The following is a 17,239-nucleotide window of genomic DNA, read 5'->3' as shown; positions in this document are numbered from 1 at the left end:
AAGAGGTAAGGACATGCTCCTGATTCCCTGCCCCAACTGCGGTCCCCGCGACGAGACCGAATTCCACTACGGCGGACAGGCCCACGTGGCCTACCCCGAAAACCCGGCAGAGCTCACGGACCGCGAATGGGCCGAGTACCTGTTCTACCGCGACAACACCAAGGGCGCCTTCGCCGAACGCTGGCTGCACAGCACCGGCTGCCGGCAATGGTTCAACATGCTCCGCGACACCGTCACCTACGACATCCAGGCCGTATATCCGATGGGCCAGCCGCGCCCTGACAAGGAAAACGCAGCCACGGGCCCCACAGCCCCCACCGTCACCAGCCCCGTCTCCCCGGAAGGAGCAGTCAAATGACCGCTCAGCCGCAGCCCGCGCGTCTTAGCACCGGCGGACGCATCGACCGCAGCGTCACGTGGCGCTTCACCCTGGACGGCCGTGAATACACTGGCCACCCCGGCGACACCCTCGCCTCCGCCCTGCTGGCCAACGGCCGGCTCCGCGCGGGTGACTCGCTGTATGAGGGCCGGCCCCGCGGCATCATGTCCGCCGGCGTCGAGGAATCCAACGCCCTGGTCAAGGTCGCGGCCCGGTTCCCGGGCCACGTGGCCGAATCCATGCTCCCGGCCACCACGGTGTCCCTGGTGGACGGCCTCAGCGCCGAACTGCTCAGCGGACTGGGCAAGCTGGACCCGGCCGAGGACCACGCCGAATACGACAAGAAGTATGTCCACACCGACGTCCTGGTGGTCGGTGGCGGCCCGGCAGGCCTGGCCGCGGCCCGCGAGGCCGTCCGCTCCGGCGCCCGGGTCATCCTTATCGACGACCAGCCCGAACTGGGCGGCTCGCTGTTGTCCGGCTCCACGGATCCGGCCCTCGTCGAGAGCATCGAAGGGCAGCCCGCCCTGGAATGGGTGGCCAATGTTGAAGCCGAACTGATCTCCGCGGCCGAGTGCACGGTACTGAACCGCACCACGGCCTTCGGCTCCTACGACTCCAACTACATCATCGCGGCCCAGAACCGGACGGACCACCTCCTCACCCCGGCCGCGCCCGGCGTGTCCCGCCAGCGGATCTGGCACATCCGCGCCGCCCAGGTCATCCTGGCCCCGGGCGCCCACGAACGCCCGCTCGTTTTCGAAAACAACGACCGCCCCGGCATCATGCTGGCCTCCGCGGTGCGCAGCTACCTCAACCGATACGCCGTCGCCGCCGGTTCCCGGGTGGTCATCAGCACCACCAACGACAGCGCCTACGCCCTGGCCGCCGACCTCCGCGCCGCCGGCATCAAGGTCGAGGCCGTCGTGGACGCCCGCCCACAGCTGAGCGAAACCGCCGCGGTAGCTGCGGCCGCGGGAACGCGGGTGCTGATCGGCAGCGCCGTCGCCAACACCACCGCCGCTGTGACCGGCGACGGTCGGCTCCTCGGCGTCACCGTCCGGAGCATCAACGACGCCGGCGAACTCACCTCGGGCATCGAACACCTCGCCTGCGACCTGCTGGCCGTCTCCGGCGGCTGGTCACCGGTGGTGCACCTGCACTCCCAGCGCCAGGGCAGGCTCCGCTGGGACGAAGACCTCGCCGCCTTCGTCCCCAACAGCGTGGTCCCCAACCAGCAGGTGGCCGGCTCCGGACGCGGCAGCTTCGACCTCGACGACTGCGTGGCCGAAGGCATCTCCGCCGGGGCCGCGGCGGTCATCGCCGCGGGCTTTGAGTCCGATGCTGAACCGTCTGCGCCGACGCCGCCGCGCGCCGCCGCCCCCACCCGCCAGCTCTGGCTGGTACCCGGGCAGGACGGCGGCCCGGATGACTGGCACCACCACTTCGTGGATTTCCAGCGCGACCAGTCCGTGGCCGATGTCCTCCGCTCCACCGGTGCCGGCATGCGGTCCGTGGAGCACATCAAGCGCTACACCTCGATCAGCACCGCCAACGACCAGGGCAAGACCTCCGGGGTGAATGCGATCGGCGTCATCGCCGCCGCGCTCCGGACAGCCGGCGAAGCGTCCCGCGGGATCGGCGACATTGGCACCACCACCTACCGCGCCCCCTTCACGCCCGTGGCGTTTGCCGCCCTGGCCGGACGCCAGCGCGGCGAACTCTTCGACCCCGCACGCCTCACTTCCATCCACCCCTGGCATGTCGCCCAGGGAGCCCTCTTCGAAGACGTCGGCCAGTGGAAGCGCCCCTGGTACTACCCGCAGGACGGCGAGGACATGGACACTGCGGTGCTCCGTGAATGCGCCGCCGTCCGGGAATCCGTGGGCTTCATGGACGCCACCACCCTGGGTAAGATCGAGATCCGCGGCAAGGACGCCGGCGAGTTCCTGAACCGCATCTACACCAACGCGTTCAAGAAACTCGCTCCGGGTTCGGCCCGCTACGGCGTCATGTGCACCCCGGACGGAATGATCTTCGACGACGGCGTCACCCTGCGCCTGGACGAGGACCGGTTCTTCATGACCACCACCACCGGCGGCGCGGCCAAGGTGCTGGACTGGCTGGAGGAATGGCTGCAGACCGAATGGCCGGAACTGGATGTGCACTGCACCTCCGTCACGGAGCAGTGGTCCACCATCGCCGTCGTCGGTCCGAAATCCCGCGCCGTTCTCGCCAAAGTGGCTCCGGAACTGGCAGCCGACGGCGGCCTGGACGCCGAGGCCTTCCCGTTCATGACGTTCAAGGAAACCACCCTGGCATCCGGTGTCCAGGCCCGGGTCTGCCGGATCTCGTTCTCCGGCGAACTGGCCTACGAAATCAACATCCCGTCCTGGTACGGGCTGAGCACCTGGGAAGCCGTGGCGGCGGCCGGCGCGGAGTTCAACATCACCCCGTACGGTACCGAGACCATGCACGTGCTGCGTGCGGAGAAGGGGTATCCGATCGTCGGCCAGGACACTGACGGGACCGTGACACCGCAGGACGCCGGCATGGAATGGGTCGTGTCCAAGGTCAAGGACTTCATCGGCAAACGCTCCTACACCCGCAAGGACGCCGGCCGCACCGACCGGAAACACCTGGTCAGCGTCCTCCCCGTGGACGGCACCATCCGGCTCCCCGAAGGCACCCAACTGGTGGAACAGGGCATCACCGTCAACCCCGCCTACGGCCCCGTGCCCATGCAGGGATTCGTGACCTCGAGCTACCACAGTGCGGCGCTGGGCAGGTCGTTTGCCCTGGCCCTGATCAAGAACGGCCGCAACCGCATTGGCGAGACCCTGGTGGCCGCCGCCGGCGACCAACTCGTGGACGTAATCGTCGCAGAAACCGTACTATTTGACTCTGAAGGGGCCCGCAAAGATGGCTGACACCGCAGCACTCGAAAATTCCAAGAAGATCCAGACCCTCAGGAAGAGTCCGGCATCACTCCTGAGAACGGCTTTTGAAGCGGGATCCGTTGCGGGCACCGTGGAGCTGCGCGAGGTGCCGTTTCTGACCATGGCAGGGCTCCGGGTCGATCCTGCCGGCGACGCAGGGCAGCGGCTGGGCGCCCTCACGGGTGGCCTGCCCTCCGCTTCCGGGGAAGTCCGCGGCAGCGGCGACACCGCAGTGCTGTGGCTGGGCCCGGCAGAATTCCTGCTCGTGGCCCCCGCCGAATCCCACGAAAGCCTGGGCGGTGAGCTCCCCCGGGCGCTCATCGCAGCACTGGGCGACGGCCAGGGCCAGGTGGTGGATCTGTCCGCCAACCGCACCACGCTCGAGCTCTCCGGACCCCGGGCCAGTGCCGTGCTGGAGAAGGGCTGCGCCCTGGACCTGCACCCCCGCGTCTTCCAGCCCGGAACGGCCCTGTCCACGGAAATCGGCGGCATCCCCGTCGTTCTGTGGAAGACCGGGGACGAGACCTACTGGATCTTCCCGCGGGCATCCTTCGCGGAGTTCCTCGGCCGCTGGCTCCTCGACGCCATGCGCGAATATGCCTCCACCGAGGTCCCCTGATGGCGCTCAGCGTCCTCGACCTGTTTTCTGTTGGCATCGGGCCGTCCTCCTCCCACACGGTCGGCCCGATGCGGGCGGCCAAGCGGTTCGCAGACGGGCTCAAGAGCGACGGGCAGCTGAGTTCCACGGCGAGGGTGCAGGCCGAGCTGTTCGGTTCCCTCGGCGCTACCGGCCGGGGCCACGGTTCGGACAAGGCCGTCGTCCTGGGCCTCCAGGGCCAGGACCCCGAGACAGTGGACACGGGCACTGCCGATGACCAGGTGGCTGCCGCTGCGCTGGATGCGGAGCTGCAGCTCGCCGGCCATCACCGGGTGGATTTCAACTGGGATGAGGACGTGGTCCTGCACCGCCGCAAGTCGCTGCCCGCCCATCCGAACGGCATGACCTTCCGGGCCCTCGACCACGCCGGCGACGTCCTCAGCGAACGGAGCTTCTATTCGGTTGGGGGCGGCTTCGTCGTCGATGGCAATGCACAAGGCGCCGACCACGTGGTGGCCGACGACACGGTGCTGCCCTACCCGTTCACAACAGCTGACGAACTCCTTGAAATATGCCACCGAGAGAATATGTCCGTCTCCGACGTGATGCTGGCCAACGAACTCGTCTGGCGTACCGAAGCCGACCTCCGGGAGAAGCTCTTGGCCCTGTGGGCGGTCATGCGCCAGTGCGTGGACAACGGCTGCGCTGCCGAGGGCATCCTGCCCGGCGGGTTGAACGTCAAACGGCGCGCCCCGTCGTTGTTTCGGACGCTGGCAGCATCCGCCGTCAGCGCCGAGGCGGACGCCCGGAACCCATCGCCGGTCCAGGTCCCGGCCGACCCGCTGCTCGCCATGGAATGGGTGAACCTCTTCGCGCTGGCCGTCAACGAGGAAAACGCCGCGGGGGGCCGGATCGTCACCGCGCCCACCAACGGTGCCGCCGGCATTGTGCCGGCCGTGCTGCACTATTACGTCAAGTTCGTCCCCGGCGCCAACGACGACGGCGTCATCCGCTTCCTGCTGGCGGCGGCCGCCGTCGGGATCCTGTTCAAGATCAACGCTTCCATCTCCGGGGCAGAGGTCGGCTGCCAGGGCGAAGTCGGATCCGCCTGCTCCATGGCGGCGGCGGGACTCTGCGAAGTGCTGGGCGGGACCCCGGAGCAGGTGGAAAACGCCGCCGAAGTCGGGATCGAGCACAACCTCGGGCTGACCTGTGACCCCGTCGGCGGGCTCGTGCAGATCCCCTGCATCGAACGCAACGCGATCGCCAGCGTCAAAGCCATCAACGCCGCCCGCCTGTGCCTCCACGGCGACGGCAGCCACAAAGTCTCGCTGGACAAAGCAATCAAGACCATGCGCGAAACAGGAGCAGACATGAAAACCAAGTACAAGGAAACCTCCCGCGGGGGCCTCGCCGTGAACGTCGTGGAGTGCTGACCATGGTCCCGGACCAGACACCCGACACCGTTGAGCACGTCCTGACACTGGACTGCCCGGAAACGCGCGGGATAGTCCACGCCGTGTCCGGTTTCCTGCTGGACCAGGGCTGCGACATCCTGGAAAGCAAGCAGTTCGACTCACAGCTCGACGGCCACTTCTTCATGCGGGTCCATTGCGCGTCGGCCGGAGACCAAACCACCCTGGCTTTGCTGCGGGACGCATTTGTGCCGGTCGCCGAAAAATTCGGCATGCGCTGGGAGCTTCGGCGGCACGGGACCAAACGGCGCGTGCTGATCATGGTCTCGAAATTCGAGCACTGCCTCAACGATCTGCTGTACCGGGCACGCACCGGAGAACTGCCCATCGAGATCGTCGGCGTCGTCTCCAACCACCCCGACCACCGGCGGACCGTCGAGTGGCACGGAATCCCGTTCTTCCATGTGCCGATCACGCCGGACACCAAGCCCGCGGCCGAACAGCGGCTTCTGGAACTGATCGACCGGATGGACGTCGAACTGGTGGTCCTGGCCCGTTACATGCAGGTCCTCAGCGACAACCTCACCCGCCAGCTGGATGGCCGCGCCATCAACATCCACCACTCCTTCCTGCCCAGCTTCAAGGGCGCGAAGCCCTACCACCAGGCGCACGCCCGGGGCGTGAAGACGGTCGGCGCCACCGCCCACTATGTCAACGCGGAACTGGACGAAGGGCCCATCATCTCCCAGCAAGTGGTGGAGGTGGACCACACTTTCAGTCCGGACGATCTCGTGGCCGCCGGGCGCGATACCGAATGCAGGGCACTCTCCAATGCCGTCCGCTGGCACTGCGAGGGACGCGTCATCCTCCAGGGCAACAGGACCGTCGTGCTGCGCTAGGTTTGGCACCATGATCCTGCCCCTCGAGGACCGCGAAGCCGCCGCCCCTGCCTACATCCTGCGGGGTGCCCTCATCACGGACGGCGCCTGCACACCGGGCTGCGTGGTGGCGGTGAACGGCGGCCGGATCGCCTACGCGGGACCCGGCGACGGCTTTGACGCCGCACATTTCCCGGATGCGGAGGAGCTCCCGCTGCCGCCCGGCAGCTCCCTGCTTCCCGGGCTTGTCGACCTCCATTGCCACGGCGCCGCGGGCGGCGGATTCCCGGCCGGCAATGACCGGGGCTGCCGGGCGGCCGTGGACTTCCTGCACCGCAACGGGACCACCACCCTCCTGACGAGCCTCGTCACCGCCCCGGAAGATGAGCTGGTGGGGTCGCTCGGCGTACTCAACGTCCTGGCGGCCGAGGGACTGATCGCCGGCGTGCACTCCGAGGGGCCCTTCCTCTCCGCCGCCCGGTGCGGCGCGCAGGACCCGCGCTGGCTCCGCGCCCCCGACCCTGCGCTGCTCCGGCGGCTGGTGGCGGCGGCCGGCGGAGCCCTGCGGACCATGACGTACGCCCCCGAACTGCCCGGCGCGAGTGAGCTCCTACGGATCCTCACGGACCACGGGGTGATCCCCTCACTGGGCCATACCGATGCCGCTGCCCCCGTTGCCGCGGCCTCACTGGCGGAAGCCGCGGACCTCATCCGCGGGGGCGCGGCTTCCGGTGTCTTCGGGCCGCGGGCCCGGCCCACGGTGACCCATCTGTTCAACGGCATGCCTCCCCTGCATCACCGGAGTCCCGGACCGGCGGCCGCGTGCCTGCGGCTGGCGGCCGCCGGCACGGTCGTGGTCGAGCTCGTCGGCGACGGCGTCCACCTCGACCCGGAGACGGTCCGGATGGTCTTTGACCTGGTCGGAGCCGGGGGCATCGCGCTGGTGACGGACTCCATGGCGGCAACCGGGCTGCCCGACGGCGACTACGAACTCGGCCCCGTGGAAGTGGTGGTGCACGACGGCGTGGCCACCCTGCGGAGCAACGGCGCCCTTGCCGGGGGCACGGCGACCCTGTTGGAGGTTGTCCGCATGGCCATCGCGGCGGGGGTGAGTCCGGCCGACGCTGTCGCGGCGGCCACCCTGGTCCCGGCCCGGGTCCTGGGCCTGGAGACGGAGATCGGCGCCCTCCGGGCTGGAATGCGCGCCGATATCATCGCCGTTGACCCGGGCTTCGACATCGTGGCCGTGCTGCGCGGCGGACGGATCCTGGCGGACCATCGACGTGCCGCGCGTTAGCCCCTGAACCCGCGGGGCCCACGGCGGTTGCGGAAGTTTCGAGCCCTTCGTTTTGTTGTTCTGAGTGTGGGCAAACATTACTTCCGGAAAGGAGCCCGCCATGATCCGCATCGCTATCGTGCTCGGGAGCACCCGGCCCGGTCGCCTCGGAAAGGCCGTCGCCGACTGGGTAAGTGCCCGGGCATCAGAACGCGGCGATGCCACCTTTGACGTCCTCGACGTCGCCGATTTTGATCTTCCGCTGCTGGACGAGCCGCTGCCACCCTCCTTCGGCCGGTACAGCCAGCCCTACACCAAGGCCTGGTCCGAAGCTGTCGACGGATTCGACGGCTACATCTTCGTCACGGGCGAGTACAACCACTCGATTCCCGGCGCACTGAAGAACGCTGTGGACTACCTCTACAAGGAGTGGAACAACAAGGCGGCCGGGTTTGTCAGCTACGGAAGCAGCGGCGGCATCCGCGCCGTCGAACACTTCCGCGGAGTGTCCGCGGAGCTGCAGATGGCCGACGTCCGGGCCCAGGTGGCGCTGCCCCTGGCCACGGAGTTCGCGAATTACCGCACATTCATCCCGACGGCGGCCGCGGAAAAGAGCCTGCAGATCCTGTTTGACCAGGTGATCGCGTGGGCCGGCGCGCTGAAGGTCCTCCGGCCGGGCCATGCCCACGGAACAGAAGACGCCAGCGCGGCGTGACCCCTGCCCTGGCTGGGCCCGGTTTGCCGTCCCGCGGGCCGCGTGCCGGTGTCCGCCTACGCCGGAGTCCCCGTCCTGCGCCGCCGCCGCCGGACGGGGGGCGTGTCTCCGCCGTGTGGCGCCGCGGCATAGGGACTGGGCAGGGGCACGTTCTGGTCCGGAACGGAATCGGGGACCAGGACGTGGACCGTGCCGCCGGATGATTCCCGCGCGGCTCCGCCCGCGACGCTGCGCAGGTAGTCAAGCGCCCCTTCTTCGCTGAACCCGTACTCCCGCACCAGCGTCCGCAGCGCCAGCCCTGCCAGTGCCCGGGAGAGCTGCGCCGAGGAGAGATCTGCGCCGCCCCCGGACCTCAGCGCCAACTCCTGGACCAAACGCAGTGCACGGGAGATGTAGCGGGCCAGCCGAGCCGCTGCGATGATGTCTGCGCTGGTGAAGACGTGCGGCCACGCGGCGTACAGGTTCACGGCGGCATGGAAGACCGCTTGTGGTGCCAGTGGAACGGATACGAGGGACCGGACCCCGAAGGCTGCGGCGGCGCTGGCGTACCCGGGCCAGCGCCGCTCCAGGGAAGTGTCGCCCACGAACACATATTCGCCGGTTCGGACCGCCGTGCGGGCGGGCCCGTCATCGAAGGAACGCTGCGCCTCGTCGGCGGCCCGCGCCGGTGCGCTGCCCGCAGTCAGCGTGAGGGCCTCCGCGGACCCGACCAGTGTCACTGCCCAGCTGATCCCACGGCCGGGACCACCGATGTCGTCGACAAACTCGCTCACGGCTTCGCTGAGGAAGGCACCGACATCCGGGTCGTTGAAGTGCAGCTCCCAGAAGGAGGCATAACGATCCTGCCGGCCGTCTCCTGCAATTCCTTGGGTCATGTTCCACGCTCGAGATCAAAGCACGCAGCTCACTGCTGAACCGATGAAAACAGCATACGTCCGGGCGGACACCGCCGCGCCTCCCATTTGTCAGAGCCAGGGCCTCTGTCGTTTTGGTATGGTTCCGGGCTGTCCCGGCGACCTGTTTCGATGAACTGTTCCTCAGCTGTTCCGCTGAGCTGTTCCCGAGACAGCGGGAAATCTGCTTCAGCGCCGCGGCGGCCCAGGGAGGCTTTTAACATCCGCCCTGGACCGCCCGCCCCGGCTTCAACACCAGTCGCGGAGGACCCGTCCCGCCGTGGCACAACCATTAATACCCGCGTTCCGCAGGTCCCAAAAGGGCCTTTGGGCCCGTGCCGGCCGGCAGCGCACTACCGCCCATTTCACCCCCGGCGGATGAGGTCCGCACGCGCGTCCGGGCAGACGATGGATATGCCCTTCGATGCCCCACTGCTCGGGGGCGATCCCAGCTGGGAGAGGAGCCTCCAAATGTCAAGACCGCACGCAATCACCGTGGGATCCATCGCGCTTGCGACCGCCGTCGTACTGCTCACCGGATGCAGCCCCACGAGTCCGCCGGCTGCCACCCCAAGCCCCACCGCGGCCATCTCGAGCCCGCCCGCGAGCGTGTCGGAAATCTGCGCTGCTGCCGATGCCCATGCCGCGGCCCTGGCGAATTTCAAGGCCACGCTCAAGCCGGACGCCACCATCGAGCAGGTGCGCGCGGCCCAAGACCAAGTCTCCAAGACCTATGAAGAGCTGGCCAAGGCAAGCGAGAACCTCGCCCAGCAACGGGCGGAGGCGGTTATGGCCGCCGAAGCCAAGTTCAATGCCGCAGTCGCCGCGGTGCCTGACAATGCCACGTTGACTCAAGCAGCTGATTCCCTCCGGGACGAAGCCTCCAACGTCGAGGCCGCGATCCGCGACCTCCGGACTGAGGTCAAGTGTTAGCGGTCTGACATGTCTTGTCCCAATCGGTGCCCGTTGGGCCCTCAGATACAGGAATGGTCGTAGTCGAATCCTCCCGACACGTACTGGGCAATGGTGACTTTCCCGCCGGCCGTCAGTGGCGCCTCGGAGCATTTGCGTTTTGCCACGGCGAGTGACTTCGCCCCGGCCAGCCAGCTGGGCAGCGTGTAAAGGTTGCTCGAGGACGGCACCGTTCCCACAATTTGGGTCCACTGCGTCTTGGCGGAGTAAAGGCCCGTTCGGGCTCCGACACTCGCGAAGTAGGCCGCCATCCCCTCCAGATCGGCACGGTTCGCCGCCGGGCGGGTTGACCAGCTGTTGCCGGTCTCGACATCGAGCCACCACGTGTAGGCCGCCGCGTTGCTTATCCCCCGGATGTTGGCATCGTCGTAGGCCTTGGCATAGCCGTACATGTAGGAGCAGGCTTCCTCGACTGAACCCTCGGTGCACTGTCCGTAGGGGTTGGCGACGGTGGTTCCTCCGTAGTTGTTGCTGGTAGGCCACCAGGATCCTGAAGTACCGGGGTTGGCGGTGTTCACGTAGAGCGCGACCAGGGGCTGGCCAGTCCCGCCGGTGGACGTCCCGGCCCAGGACAGCTGCGTCGCCAGACACGGGTTGGTGGTGTTGGCCAGCCCATTGTTCACGCCGACGACGGCGAACGTCTGGCCCCGGGGCAGCGTTTTGCCGCATTGGGGCCACGACACATCGTTGCCCGGGCCCGCAGCCCCGGCTGCGTGGGCCGGCGTTCCGGCCAGCATCAGCGCGAAGCTTGCGGCGGCCGCAAGGATCACCCGGCAACGCGAGGAAAAGGGTGCAAGGGACATGGTGGGCCTTCCCGTCGATGCTGCTGAGCAGTTAGCACAGCATGGCCGCCGCAGGTTTGCCCGGTCAAGGCTTTCGGTAGTGAGTTCATGGGCCGGTCCGCCGGCGGCTCCCACAGACGCGGTGGCCCGGCATGGGAGGATCGGTGTATGGAAACCACCCCGGAGGTCCTGCGCTATGCGGCCTTTTCCACGACGCCCAACGGCGGAAATCCTGCAGGCCTGGTGCTGGATGCCCGTGATCTGGATGATGCCGGGATGCTGGCGGTGGCGGCCGCCATCGGGTACGCAGAGACGGCTTTCGTGACGGAGCCGGGTGTCGACGGCGACCCGCGCCGGAGCCGGGTTCGGTACTTCTCGCCGATCGCCGAGGTGCCATTCTGCGGGCATGCGACGATTGCGCTGGCCGTTGCGCTGAGCGCACGCGACGGGGCGGGCGCCTTCACCTTCGAGACCCCCGTCGGCCCCGTCCGCATTGAAACGGCGGGGGACGGTGCCGAGATCACGGCATCGTTCACGGGCGTTGAACCGCAACTGGCCGCCTTCGACGACGGCGTCCTGGCTGAACTTCTTGGATTGCTCGGTTTCGGTCTGGACGATCTCGATCCGGCCTATCCGCCGCGGATCGCGTATTCGGGGAACTGGCATCCGGTGCTGGTCGTCGCGGACCGCTATCTTTTCGACTCCTTTTCCTTCGATCCGGAGGCCGTGCGCCGGCTGATGGACGCACAGGGCTGGGCCGCGACGGTGACCGTCCTGCACCCGATTGCAGATGGCGAATTCGAAGCCCGGAACCTGTTCCCGGTGGGTGCCATCACGGAGGACCCCGCAACCGGGGCGGCCGCGGCGGCCGTTGGCGCCTACCTGCGCATCCTGGGCCTGGTCGATCCCCCGTCGAGAGTCCTCATCCACCAGGGACGGCACGTCGGCCGTCCGGGCCTGCTCACCGTGGACATTCCCGCTGCCGGCGGAATAGTGGTCAGCGGCAGGGCCGTCCGGATCCCCGCCGCTGCGGGCAACAGCTGATCACTGGGTGGAGGCTAAGCGCCGGTAGCTGAAGGACTTCAGCGTCAGCGTGCCCCCTGCCGTGACGGCTTTGACCCCCGGCGTCCCCGCAGCGGGGAAAACGAGTGACGTCATGGTCTTTTCCCCGCCGTTGATGAAAACCTCCACCGAGCAATAGTCGACGAAAATCGTTAGCTCCACCGTCCCGTTCCGCGCTGGGCTGGCTGCGCGCCGCGATGCCCGATAGTCGGGGCTGAGTTCTGCCTTGCCGGTGGCGGCAACATCGGACTCCCGGGAGATGAATGCTGACTCGGTGGCGAAGTCGTATCCGACGGTGGCGAACGTGCCCCCGCCGCTTTCGAGTTCGATCCTGGCAACGGAACCGTCGTCCTGCGCTGTCCGCTCTAGAGTTACATCGAGCCGGTACGCCCCGCCTTCCGGGACCGGCAGTTGTCCTGCGCCATCCGGTGTCAGTCGACGTTCCCCGGTGGTTGCCGCCGGGCCTTCAAGGGACTTCATGGCAGTCGTGGGGCTCGACACCAGCGTTGGCTTTCCGGCGATTGTTTGCAGCCGTATGTCCCTCACTATGGAGTCGGCGCCGCCGTGCCAGTCCTGAGTGGGCAGCTGCCGGGCGTACTGCCAGTTGTTCATCCACCCGATGGCGTGCCGCGAGGACATCCGCTGGCTTTCGGTGAGCCTGGGATCATCCCACGTCACGGCGGCGTAGAAGTCGGAGCCGGCGTCGAGCCACTGGTGCGGCCCGTCAGACGGGGTGAATCGGGTTCCGTCCCATTCGCCAGTCCAGTAGGCAACGCCCGTGGTGAAGCCCTCTTCGCTCCCGTTGGCGCTGGCGGCCAGGACCCAGGTCCGTTTGGATGGATCACCGTCGAGATCCAACTGGAAAAGGTCCGGGCACTCTAGGACGCCCAGACCTTTGCGTTCGATGCCTGAGGCGTAGTGCCAGTCCAACAGGTTCGACGACGTATACATGCCGATCTTGTCGCCTTCGGCCAGGGCCATCACCCATTGGCCGTGGGCCGCATCCCGGATGATTTTGGGATCCCGCCAGTCCGGTTCGCCCGGGTTTTCCATGACCGGGTTCTGCGCATAGGCGGTGAAGGAGTATCCGTGGTCAGTGGAATAGAACAGGGACTGCCGCTGGATTCCCTGGTCCTGCTGCGTCATGACCGCAATGACAGCCCCCTTGCCAAAGCCGGCCGAATTGTCCTGGTCCACCACGGCGCTTCCGGTTTCGATGTCGCCCAGCCCGTTTTTGTACTTGGTGATCGCCACTCCCTCCTCCTTCCAGTGCACAAGATCCGTGCTGGTCAGGTGGTACCACTCGGTGCCGTTCTCCTTCGGGTACCCGGCGTTGTAGAGGTAGTAGTAGTGCCACACGCCGTCGAGCAGGATGGGACGCTGCGGATCATTCATCCAGTTCTTCCCGGGCGTTATGTGATAGCTCGGCCGGAACTCGGATGCCCCCTCGGGCCGGTCGAAAGCTGGCTGCGCCTGCCCGGCGTGGCTCTGGGAACCCGGGCTTGATCCCGGCGAAGGGACCAGCGCCACCGCGATCAGAACGGCCGCGGCGGCGGCCACGGCGGCCACCATCCAGATCGTCCAATGGTTTTTCATGATTTAACATTCCTGGTCTTGGTGGAAGCCATCCCGCCCATCTATGGCCTGCCCATCTATGGCCCGTCGGTCCAGGGCCTGCAGTGGGACGGAAGCACCCGGAAATCCGGGTGCTTCCGTCTCATGACTGCCTACTGCACTACTTGTACAGCCCGGCACCGCCGACGTTGAGGTTCGTGGGCAGGTACCCGAACGGGCCCAGGCCGTTCTGGCCGAAGGTGCGGTCAACGGCCGAAACTCCGTTGCGGAAGTTGATCTTCACGGTGGGCGAGAGGGACCCGCCGCGGACGCCGTCCACGTTGTCGATAAAGGACTGCACCAGCCCGCCCGGCTGCACGTAGTGCGAGTAGGCCTGGAACTGGCGGCCGTTCTGGCGGGGATCCGGCCCTTCGGGCGCATTGGCTGGCATATTCAGGTCCGTGGGGGATGCCAGCGTCAGGCCGCTGTTGTTCATGGGCTGGTAGTCGGAACGGACGCCGTCGCCCACAAAGCCGTAAACTCCGTCGGGGCCGCGCATTCCATCCGCATAGGTGAACTGGTGGCTGATGGTGAACAGGTAGTACTTGTTCTTGCCGCCCTCGCTCTGGATGAAGATCTGCGGACGCTCGGTCTGGTCGTTGACGCAGTTGGCGGACAGGATCGGCGGCAGGAAGTGCCATTTGGTCAGGTCTTTGTTGTCCGCCACGGCCAGGCCCACGTTGGCCGTCTGGAACCATGCACCGGTGGTGGCGTTGACGGTGTTCGCGGATTCGGCGCGGGGGTCCCCGGGCTGGTAGCCCAGGTCCTGCTCCGTGCACTTGTAGTCGCCCCGCTGGCCGCCGGTGTTGCCTTCGAAGACCATGAAGGTCTTGCCCGGGTGCGCCGGGTCTACGAACGTGTAGGGGTCCCGGAAGGCGAACCCTGGGTTCTGGGCCTTGTTCTGGTACATGACGCCGTCCGGCTCAAGGAGTTTGGTGTGCTCGAAGCCGTCGAAGCTCACGCCGTTCTTGTCAGCGTGGATGTTGCCCAGTGCCTTGGCGATCACGGCATCCGGGGCGATTCCGCCGCCGCCGGCGTTGCGCTCGGCAACGTCGTAGAACGTCGTTGCGGTGTAGAAGACGTTGACGTGGTTCCCCTGCATGAGGCGGGTTGAACCGGACCATTCGGTGTTGCCGACGGAGGTGTTATCCAGGAACAGGTGTCCGCCGTAGTTCCACTTGTCCTTGGCCGGATCGGCGTTGGTCTTGCGGAAGAAATAGCCGATCCGGGCGTTCCAGTGCCGCTGGTCGAAGCCGTAGCCGGCGTGGCGGTCGGCAACGAGTGAGAAGATCACGTCCCAGCCCTTGTAGCTGATCTGGTTTGCGTTCTCGTCGGTCAGGGACCACGTGTCCCAAACCCAGACGTCGTCGTTCATGGCCGGGAAATCCTGGGGGATTTCCGGCATGGTGACGTTCGGGCTCATGGAGTTCTGGCCCGGGGTTACGCTTGTGCTGCTTTGGGCCATAATCTGCTTGGCATCGGCACGCGTCCACTTGGAGGTGAAGGCCGCGGCCGGATCGAACGCCTGCTGGGTGTGCTTCGTGGGCAGGGGGAAGCCGGGTGTCGGAGCCGGCATCTGCCCGCCGCTCGGCGGATCCGAGGGCGTGTTTGCCTGGGCTGACGGAACGGCAAGGAAGACGGAGGCCGCCACGGCCGCCGCCAGTGCCGCGGCGACAGAACGCCACCGCAGCTTCCGGTGTGTATTGGGGTGCTCGTGCATTTTTGCTCTTCTCGCGGAGTTGAGACCATTCGTGGAAGACGGGCGTATGCCCTCATTCCCCGAAACTCCGGCAGCCCCGATGACACCGCAGGCGTCATCGAGGACGCCATCGTGTCGAGGGGACGGGACCTCGGTAGGGCCCCGTCGGTGGCCCGGGAGGGTGATGACCTCCTGGACGTTCATCACCGTAGACAGTGCCGGCGAGGATTCAAAACCACATTTCAGACACCAAAACGGCTCATACCCCGGTCGATGTAAGCGCTTACACAAACTCTCCGCGCGCGTGCCACGACTCAAAGATTGAGTCAAATATTTCCTAAAAAATATGCTTTCTTTTTCAAGTCGCCCGCTGTTTACCTGTTCGTTGCGCCGCGGCCGCCCTCACCCAGCCCACACTGCGGCGCACGACGCCGGCGCCTTGAGTAAGGGGCCGGGTGCCAAAGCGTTCGTACTCCGGTCACCGGAGGCCACGAATCCGGCGATAAGTGCCACAGATCCCCAACCATTCCCGGGTGCCTCACGTCGCTTCTCTCGTCCCCGGGGTGGCAGGGAATTCGGTTCGGAACCCGATCAATTTGTGGGTGCCGTCGCAGTAGGGTTTGATCGCGGACGCGCCGCAGCGGCACAGGGCGACTGTTTTGCGCGACCGCGGCACTGCTCCCCCGGACGGGGTGACGATCTCAAACTCGCCGCGGACCAGGATCGGTCCGTCGGGACAAATAACAATGGCGGCGTCGTTGGACGATTCCTGCGGGTTCTGGTTCATAGATGCTCCCTGACTGGGTTCGTGCCCGGGTCAGACCCCGGCGGGGACAGGCGGCTTCAGCGACGACGTGCCGCTCTCCCACGCCCCCATGATGTGCGCGGTGAGTCGGGCGTCGATGGCGAGCACCGCCGTCGCGCCGAACAGGACGTCCTGAAAGAGATCCGGCTCTGCCTCCACGAGCCCTCCGGCGAGATCCCGGCCCGCGATCTGTTCGTGGACGGCGTCCGCTTCGACGTGCTCGTCGAAGTACGCGGTCACATCGGCCCCGAATCCGAGACGCCGGAAACCGTTGCCGTACAGCTGATTCGGCCGGGAGGAGGTCATCTCATAGATCGCCAGATGCCCTGCGATGGCTCCCCGCAGTCTGCGGTTCAGGCCGAAAAGGGACATCATGTTGACGGCGGCGAGAGAGATGGCCGGGACGGCATCCACATAGCCGCCGTAGACATCGTTCAGCCCCAGCCCTCGCATGGTCCGGGCGAAAAGTGCGCTGTGCATGCGGTCCGGGCGGCCTCCGCCGTACTCGTCAGCCTGTATCTCCACCAGCGCAGCCTTGGCCCGCCCGGTCAGCCTCGGGATCGCCCAGGTGTGCGGATCGGCTTCCTTGAGCTGATAGATCGATTTGTGGACCAGGAATTCACGGAGCTGCCCGAGGGTGGCCAGCTTCGCCACATGGCGGGACATGCCCGGTCCACCGTCCTGGCCCGCGAGCCCGAACAGAATGTCCGCCACCGCGTCGCTGTCCAGGCCGGCGGCAGGAGCAGGCTGGACTGATCCGGCGGACGAGCGGGCCACGGACCGCAGCTCCAGCTCGAACGGTCCCTCCAGCAGCTGCCGGAGTGCGATCAGCCCGGGGTTCCATTCCCAGCGGTCGTCCACCCCATCCAAGCCGCCGTAGTGCAGCTCGTAGAGGCAGAACAGGGTCAATTGCACATCGCCGTCGTCGATGATGTCATCGGCGAGTGCCAGCTGCCCGTTGATGAGCTCGGTGAGATCGGTGAGATCGCGCAGCGTGCCCTGGGCTGCGGAATCATCTCCGGTCCCGTCGGCCAGAAGCCGGAAAAGGCCACGGCTTATGGGTCCGCGCGCGTCAGGGATCTTCATGTTTTCTCCTACGTGGGCCTCAGCGGTTTTGGCTGCGGCCGGTGAAAGTGCGTCGAAGTGAGCCCGCCCCGGGGTTACGGCCGGAGGGGCCCCAAGGGTGCAGCCCCTTAGCTGTTGCCGGTGTAG

Annotated in this window: 15 protein-coding genes; 9 read left to right on the top strand and 6 right to left on the bottom strand. The window is 66.9% G+C overall.

Annotated elements, in window-relative coordinates; all coding sequences use genetic code 11:
- The first annotated feature begins 13 nt into the window (after window positions 1-13).
- The 7 genes from AC1DGD_RS04710 (at window position 14) to AC1DGD_RS04680 (ending at window position 8,200) form a co-directional block, all read left to right on the top strand.
- Window positions 14-358 carry a sarcosine oxidase subunit delta gene (locus tag AC1DGD_RS04710; protein ID WP_223914768.1) on the top strand — a complete coding sequence of 115 codons (345 nt, stop codon included), beginning with the start codon at window positions 14-16 and terminating at the stop codon, window positions 356-358.
- Complete coding sequence (locus AC1DGD_RS04705) at window positions 355-3,309, top strand: sarcosine oxidase subunit alpha family protein (protein WP_476856066.1); 2,955 nt, start codon at window positions 355-357, stop codon at window positions 3,307-3,309. The genes AC1DGD_RS04710 and AC1DGD_RS04705 overlap by 4 nt, the downstream gene beginning before the upstream one ends.
- The gene (locus tag AC1DGD_RS04700) at window positions 3,302-3,937 is read left to right on the top strand and encodes a sarcosine oxidase subunit gamma (RefSeq protein ID WP_476856065.1); all 636 of its coding nucleotides are present in this window, start codon (window positions 3,302-3,304) and stop codon (window positions 3,935-3,937) included. The genes AC1DGD_RS04705 and AC1DGD_RS04700 overlap by 8 nt, the downstream gene beginning before the upstream one ends.
- Entirely contained in the window at window positions 3,937-5,352 is a 1,416-nt protein-coding gene (locus tag AC1DGD_RS04695; RefSeq protein WP_476856064.1) for an L-serine ammonia-lyase, read from the top strand. Before AC1DGD_RS04700 ends, AC1DGD_RS04695 begins: the two co-directional genes overlap by 1 nt.
- A 2-nt stretch (window positions 5,353-5,354) precedes the next feature.
- Window positions 5,355-6,230 (top strand): formyltetrahydrofolate deformylase, encoded by an 876-nt coding sequence (gene purU / locus AC1DGD_RS04690; protein WP_476856229.1) that lies wholly within the window; start codon window positions 5,355-5,357, stop codon window positions 6,228-6,230.
- A 10-nt stretch (window positions 6,231-6,240) separates the two neighbouring features.
- Window positions 6,241-7,506: an N-acetylglucosamine-6-phosphate deacetylase gene (locus AC1DGD_RS04685; RefSeq protein WP_476856063.1), complete on the top strand. Its 1,266-nt coding sequence runs from the start codon at window positions 6,241-6,243 to the stop codon at window positions 7,504-7,506.
- Window positions 7,507-7,606: 100 nt separating this feature from the next.
- Window positions 7,607-8,200, top strand: coding sequence for an NADPH-dependent FMN reductase (locus tag AC1DGD_RS04680; protein ID WP_476856062.1), 594 nt, complete (start codon window positions 7,607-7,609; stop codon window positions 8,198-8,200).
- Between the two features lie 56 nt (window positions 8,201-8,256).
- Here AC1DGD_RS04680 and AC1DGD_RS04675 read toward each other — a convergent pair whose 3' ends face one another.
- A complete protein-coding gene (locus AC1DGD_RS04675) occupies window positions 8,257-9,075 on the bottom strand; it encodes a GAF domain-containing protein (RefSeq protein WP_476856061.1) in 819 nt (272 codons plus the stop codon).
- A 489-nt stretch (window positions 9,076-9,564) separates the two neighbouring features.
- Between AC1DGD_RS04675 and AC1DGD_RS04670 the strand changes: the two genes are divergently transcribed.
- Complete coding sequence (locus AC1DGD_RS04670; RefSeq protein WP_459383551.1) at window positions 9,565-10,026, top strand: hypothetical protein; 462 nt, start codon at window positions 9,565-9,567, stop codon at window positions 10,024-10,026.
- 41 nt (window positions 10,027-10,067) lie between these two features.
- Here the strand turns inward: AC1DGD_RS04670 and AC1DGD_RS04665 are convergent, their stop codons facing one another.
- A complete protein-coding gene (locus AC1DGD_RS04665) occupies window positions 10,068-10,868 on the bottom strand; it encodes a glycoside hydrolase family 25 domain-containing protein (RefSeq protein WP_476856060.1) in 801 nt (266 codons plus the stop codon).
- Between the two features lie 147 nt (window positions 10,869-11,015).
- Between AC1DGD_RS04665 and AC1DGD_RS04660 the strand changes: the two genes are divergently transcribed.
- Window positions 11,016-11,891, top strand: a complete 876-nt coding sequence (locus AC1DGD_RS04660; protein WP_476856059.1) for a PhzF family phenazine biosynthesis protein — start codon at window positions 11,016-11,018, stop codon at window positions 11,889-11,891.
- On the opposite strand, the gene AC1DGD_RS04655 is transcribed toward AC1DGD_RS04660, so the two are convergent.
- The 4 genes from AC1DGD_RS04655 to AC1DGD_RS04640 form a co-directional block, all read right to left on the bottom strand.
- The gene (locus AC1DGD_RS04655; protein WP_476849984.1) at window positions 11,892-13,505 is read right to left on the bottom strand and encodes a glycoside hydrolase family 32 protein; all 1,614 of its coding nucleotides are present in this window, start codon (window positions 13,503-13,505) and stop codon (window positions 11,892-11,894) included.
- A gap of 139 nt (window positions 13,506-13,644) precedes the next feature.
- Window positions 13,645-15,243 carry a glycoside hydrolase family 68 protein gene (locus AC1DGD_RS04650; RefSeq protein ID WP_476856058.1) on the bottom strand — a complete coding sequence of 533 codons (1,599 nt, stop codon included), beginning with the start codon at window positions 15,241-15,243 and terminating at the stop codon, window positions 13,645-13,647.
- A 517-nt stretch (window positions 15,244-15,760) separates the two neighbouring features.
- Window positions 15,761-16,009 (bottom strand): CDGSH iron-sulfur domain-containing protein, encoded by a 249-nt coding sequence (locus AC1DGD_RS04645; protein WP_476849986.1) that lies wholly within the window; start codon window positions 16,007-16,009, stop codon window positions 15,761-15,763.
- A 30-nt stretch (window positions 16,010-16,039) separates the two neighbouring features.
- On the bottom strand, window positions 16,040-17,113 hold the full coding sequence (locus tag AC1DGD_RS04640; protein ID WP_476856057.1) for an iron-containing redox enzyme family protein: 1,074 nt from the start codon (window positions 17,111-17,113) through the stop codon (window positions 16,040-16,042).
- Window positions 17,114-17,239: the final 126 nt, after the last annotated feature.

The sequence above is a fragment of the Arthrobacter sp. 05T45 genome, assembly GCF_056395875.1.
The sequence above is the reverse complement of the archived record's forward strand: the minus strand, read 5'-3'. Positions and strand labels throughout refer to the sequence as shown.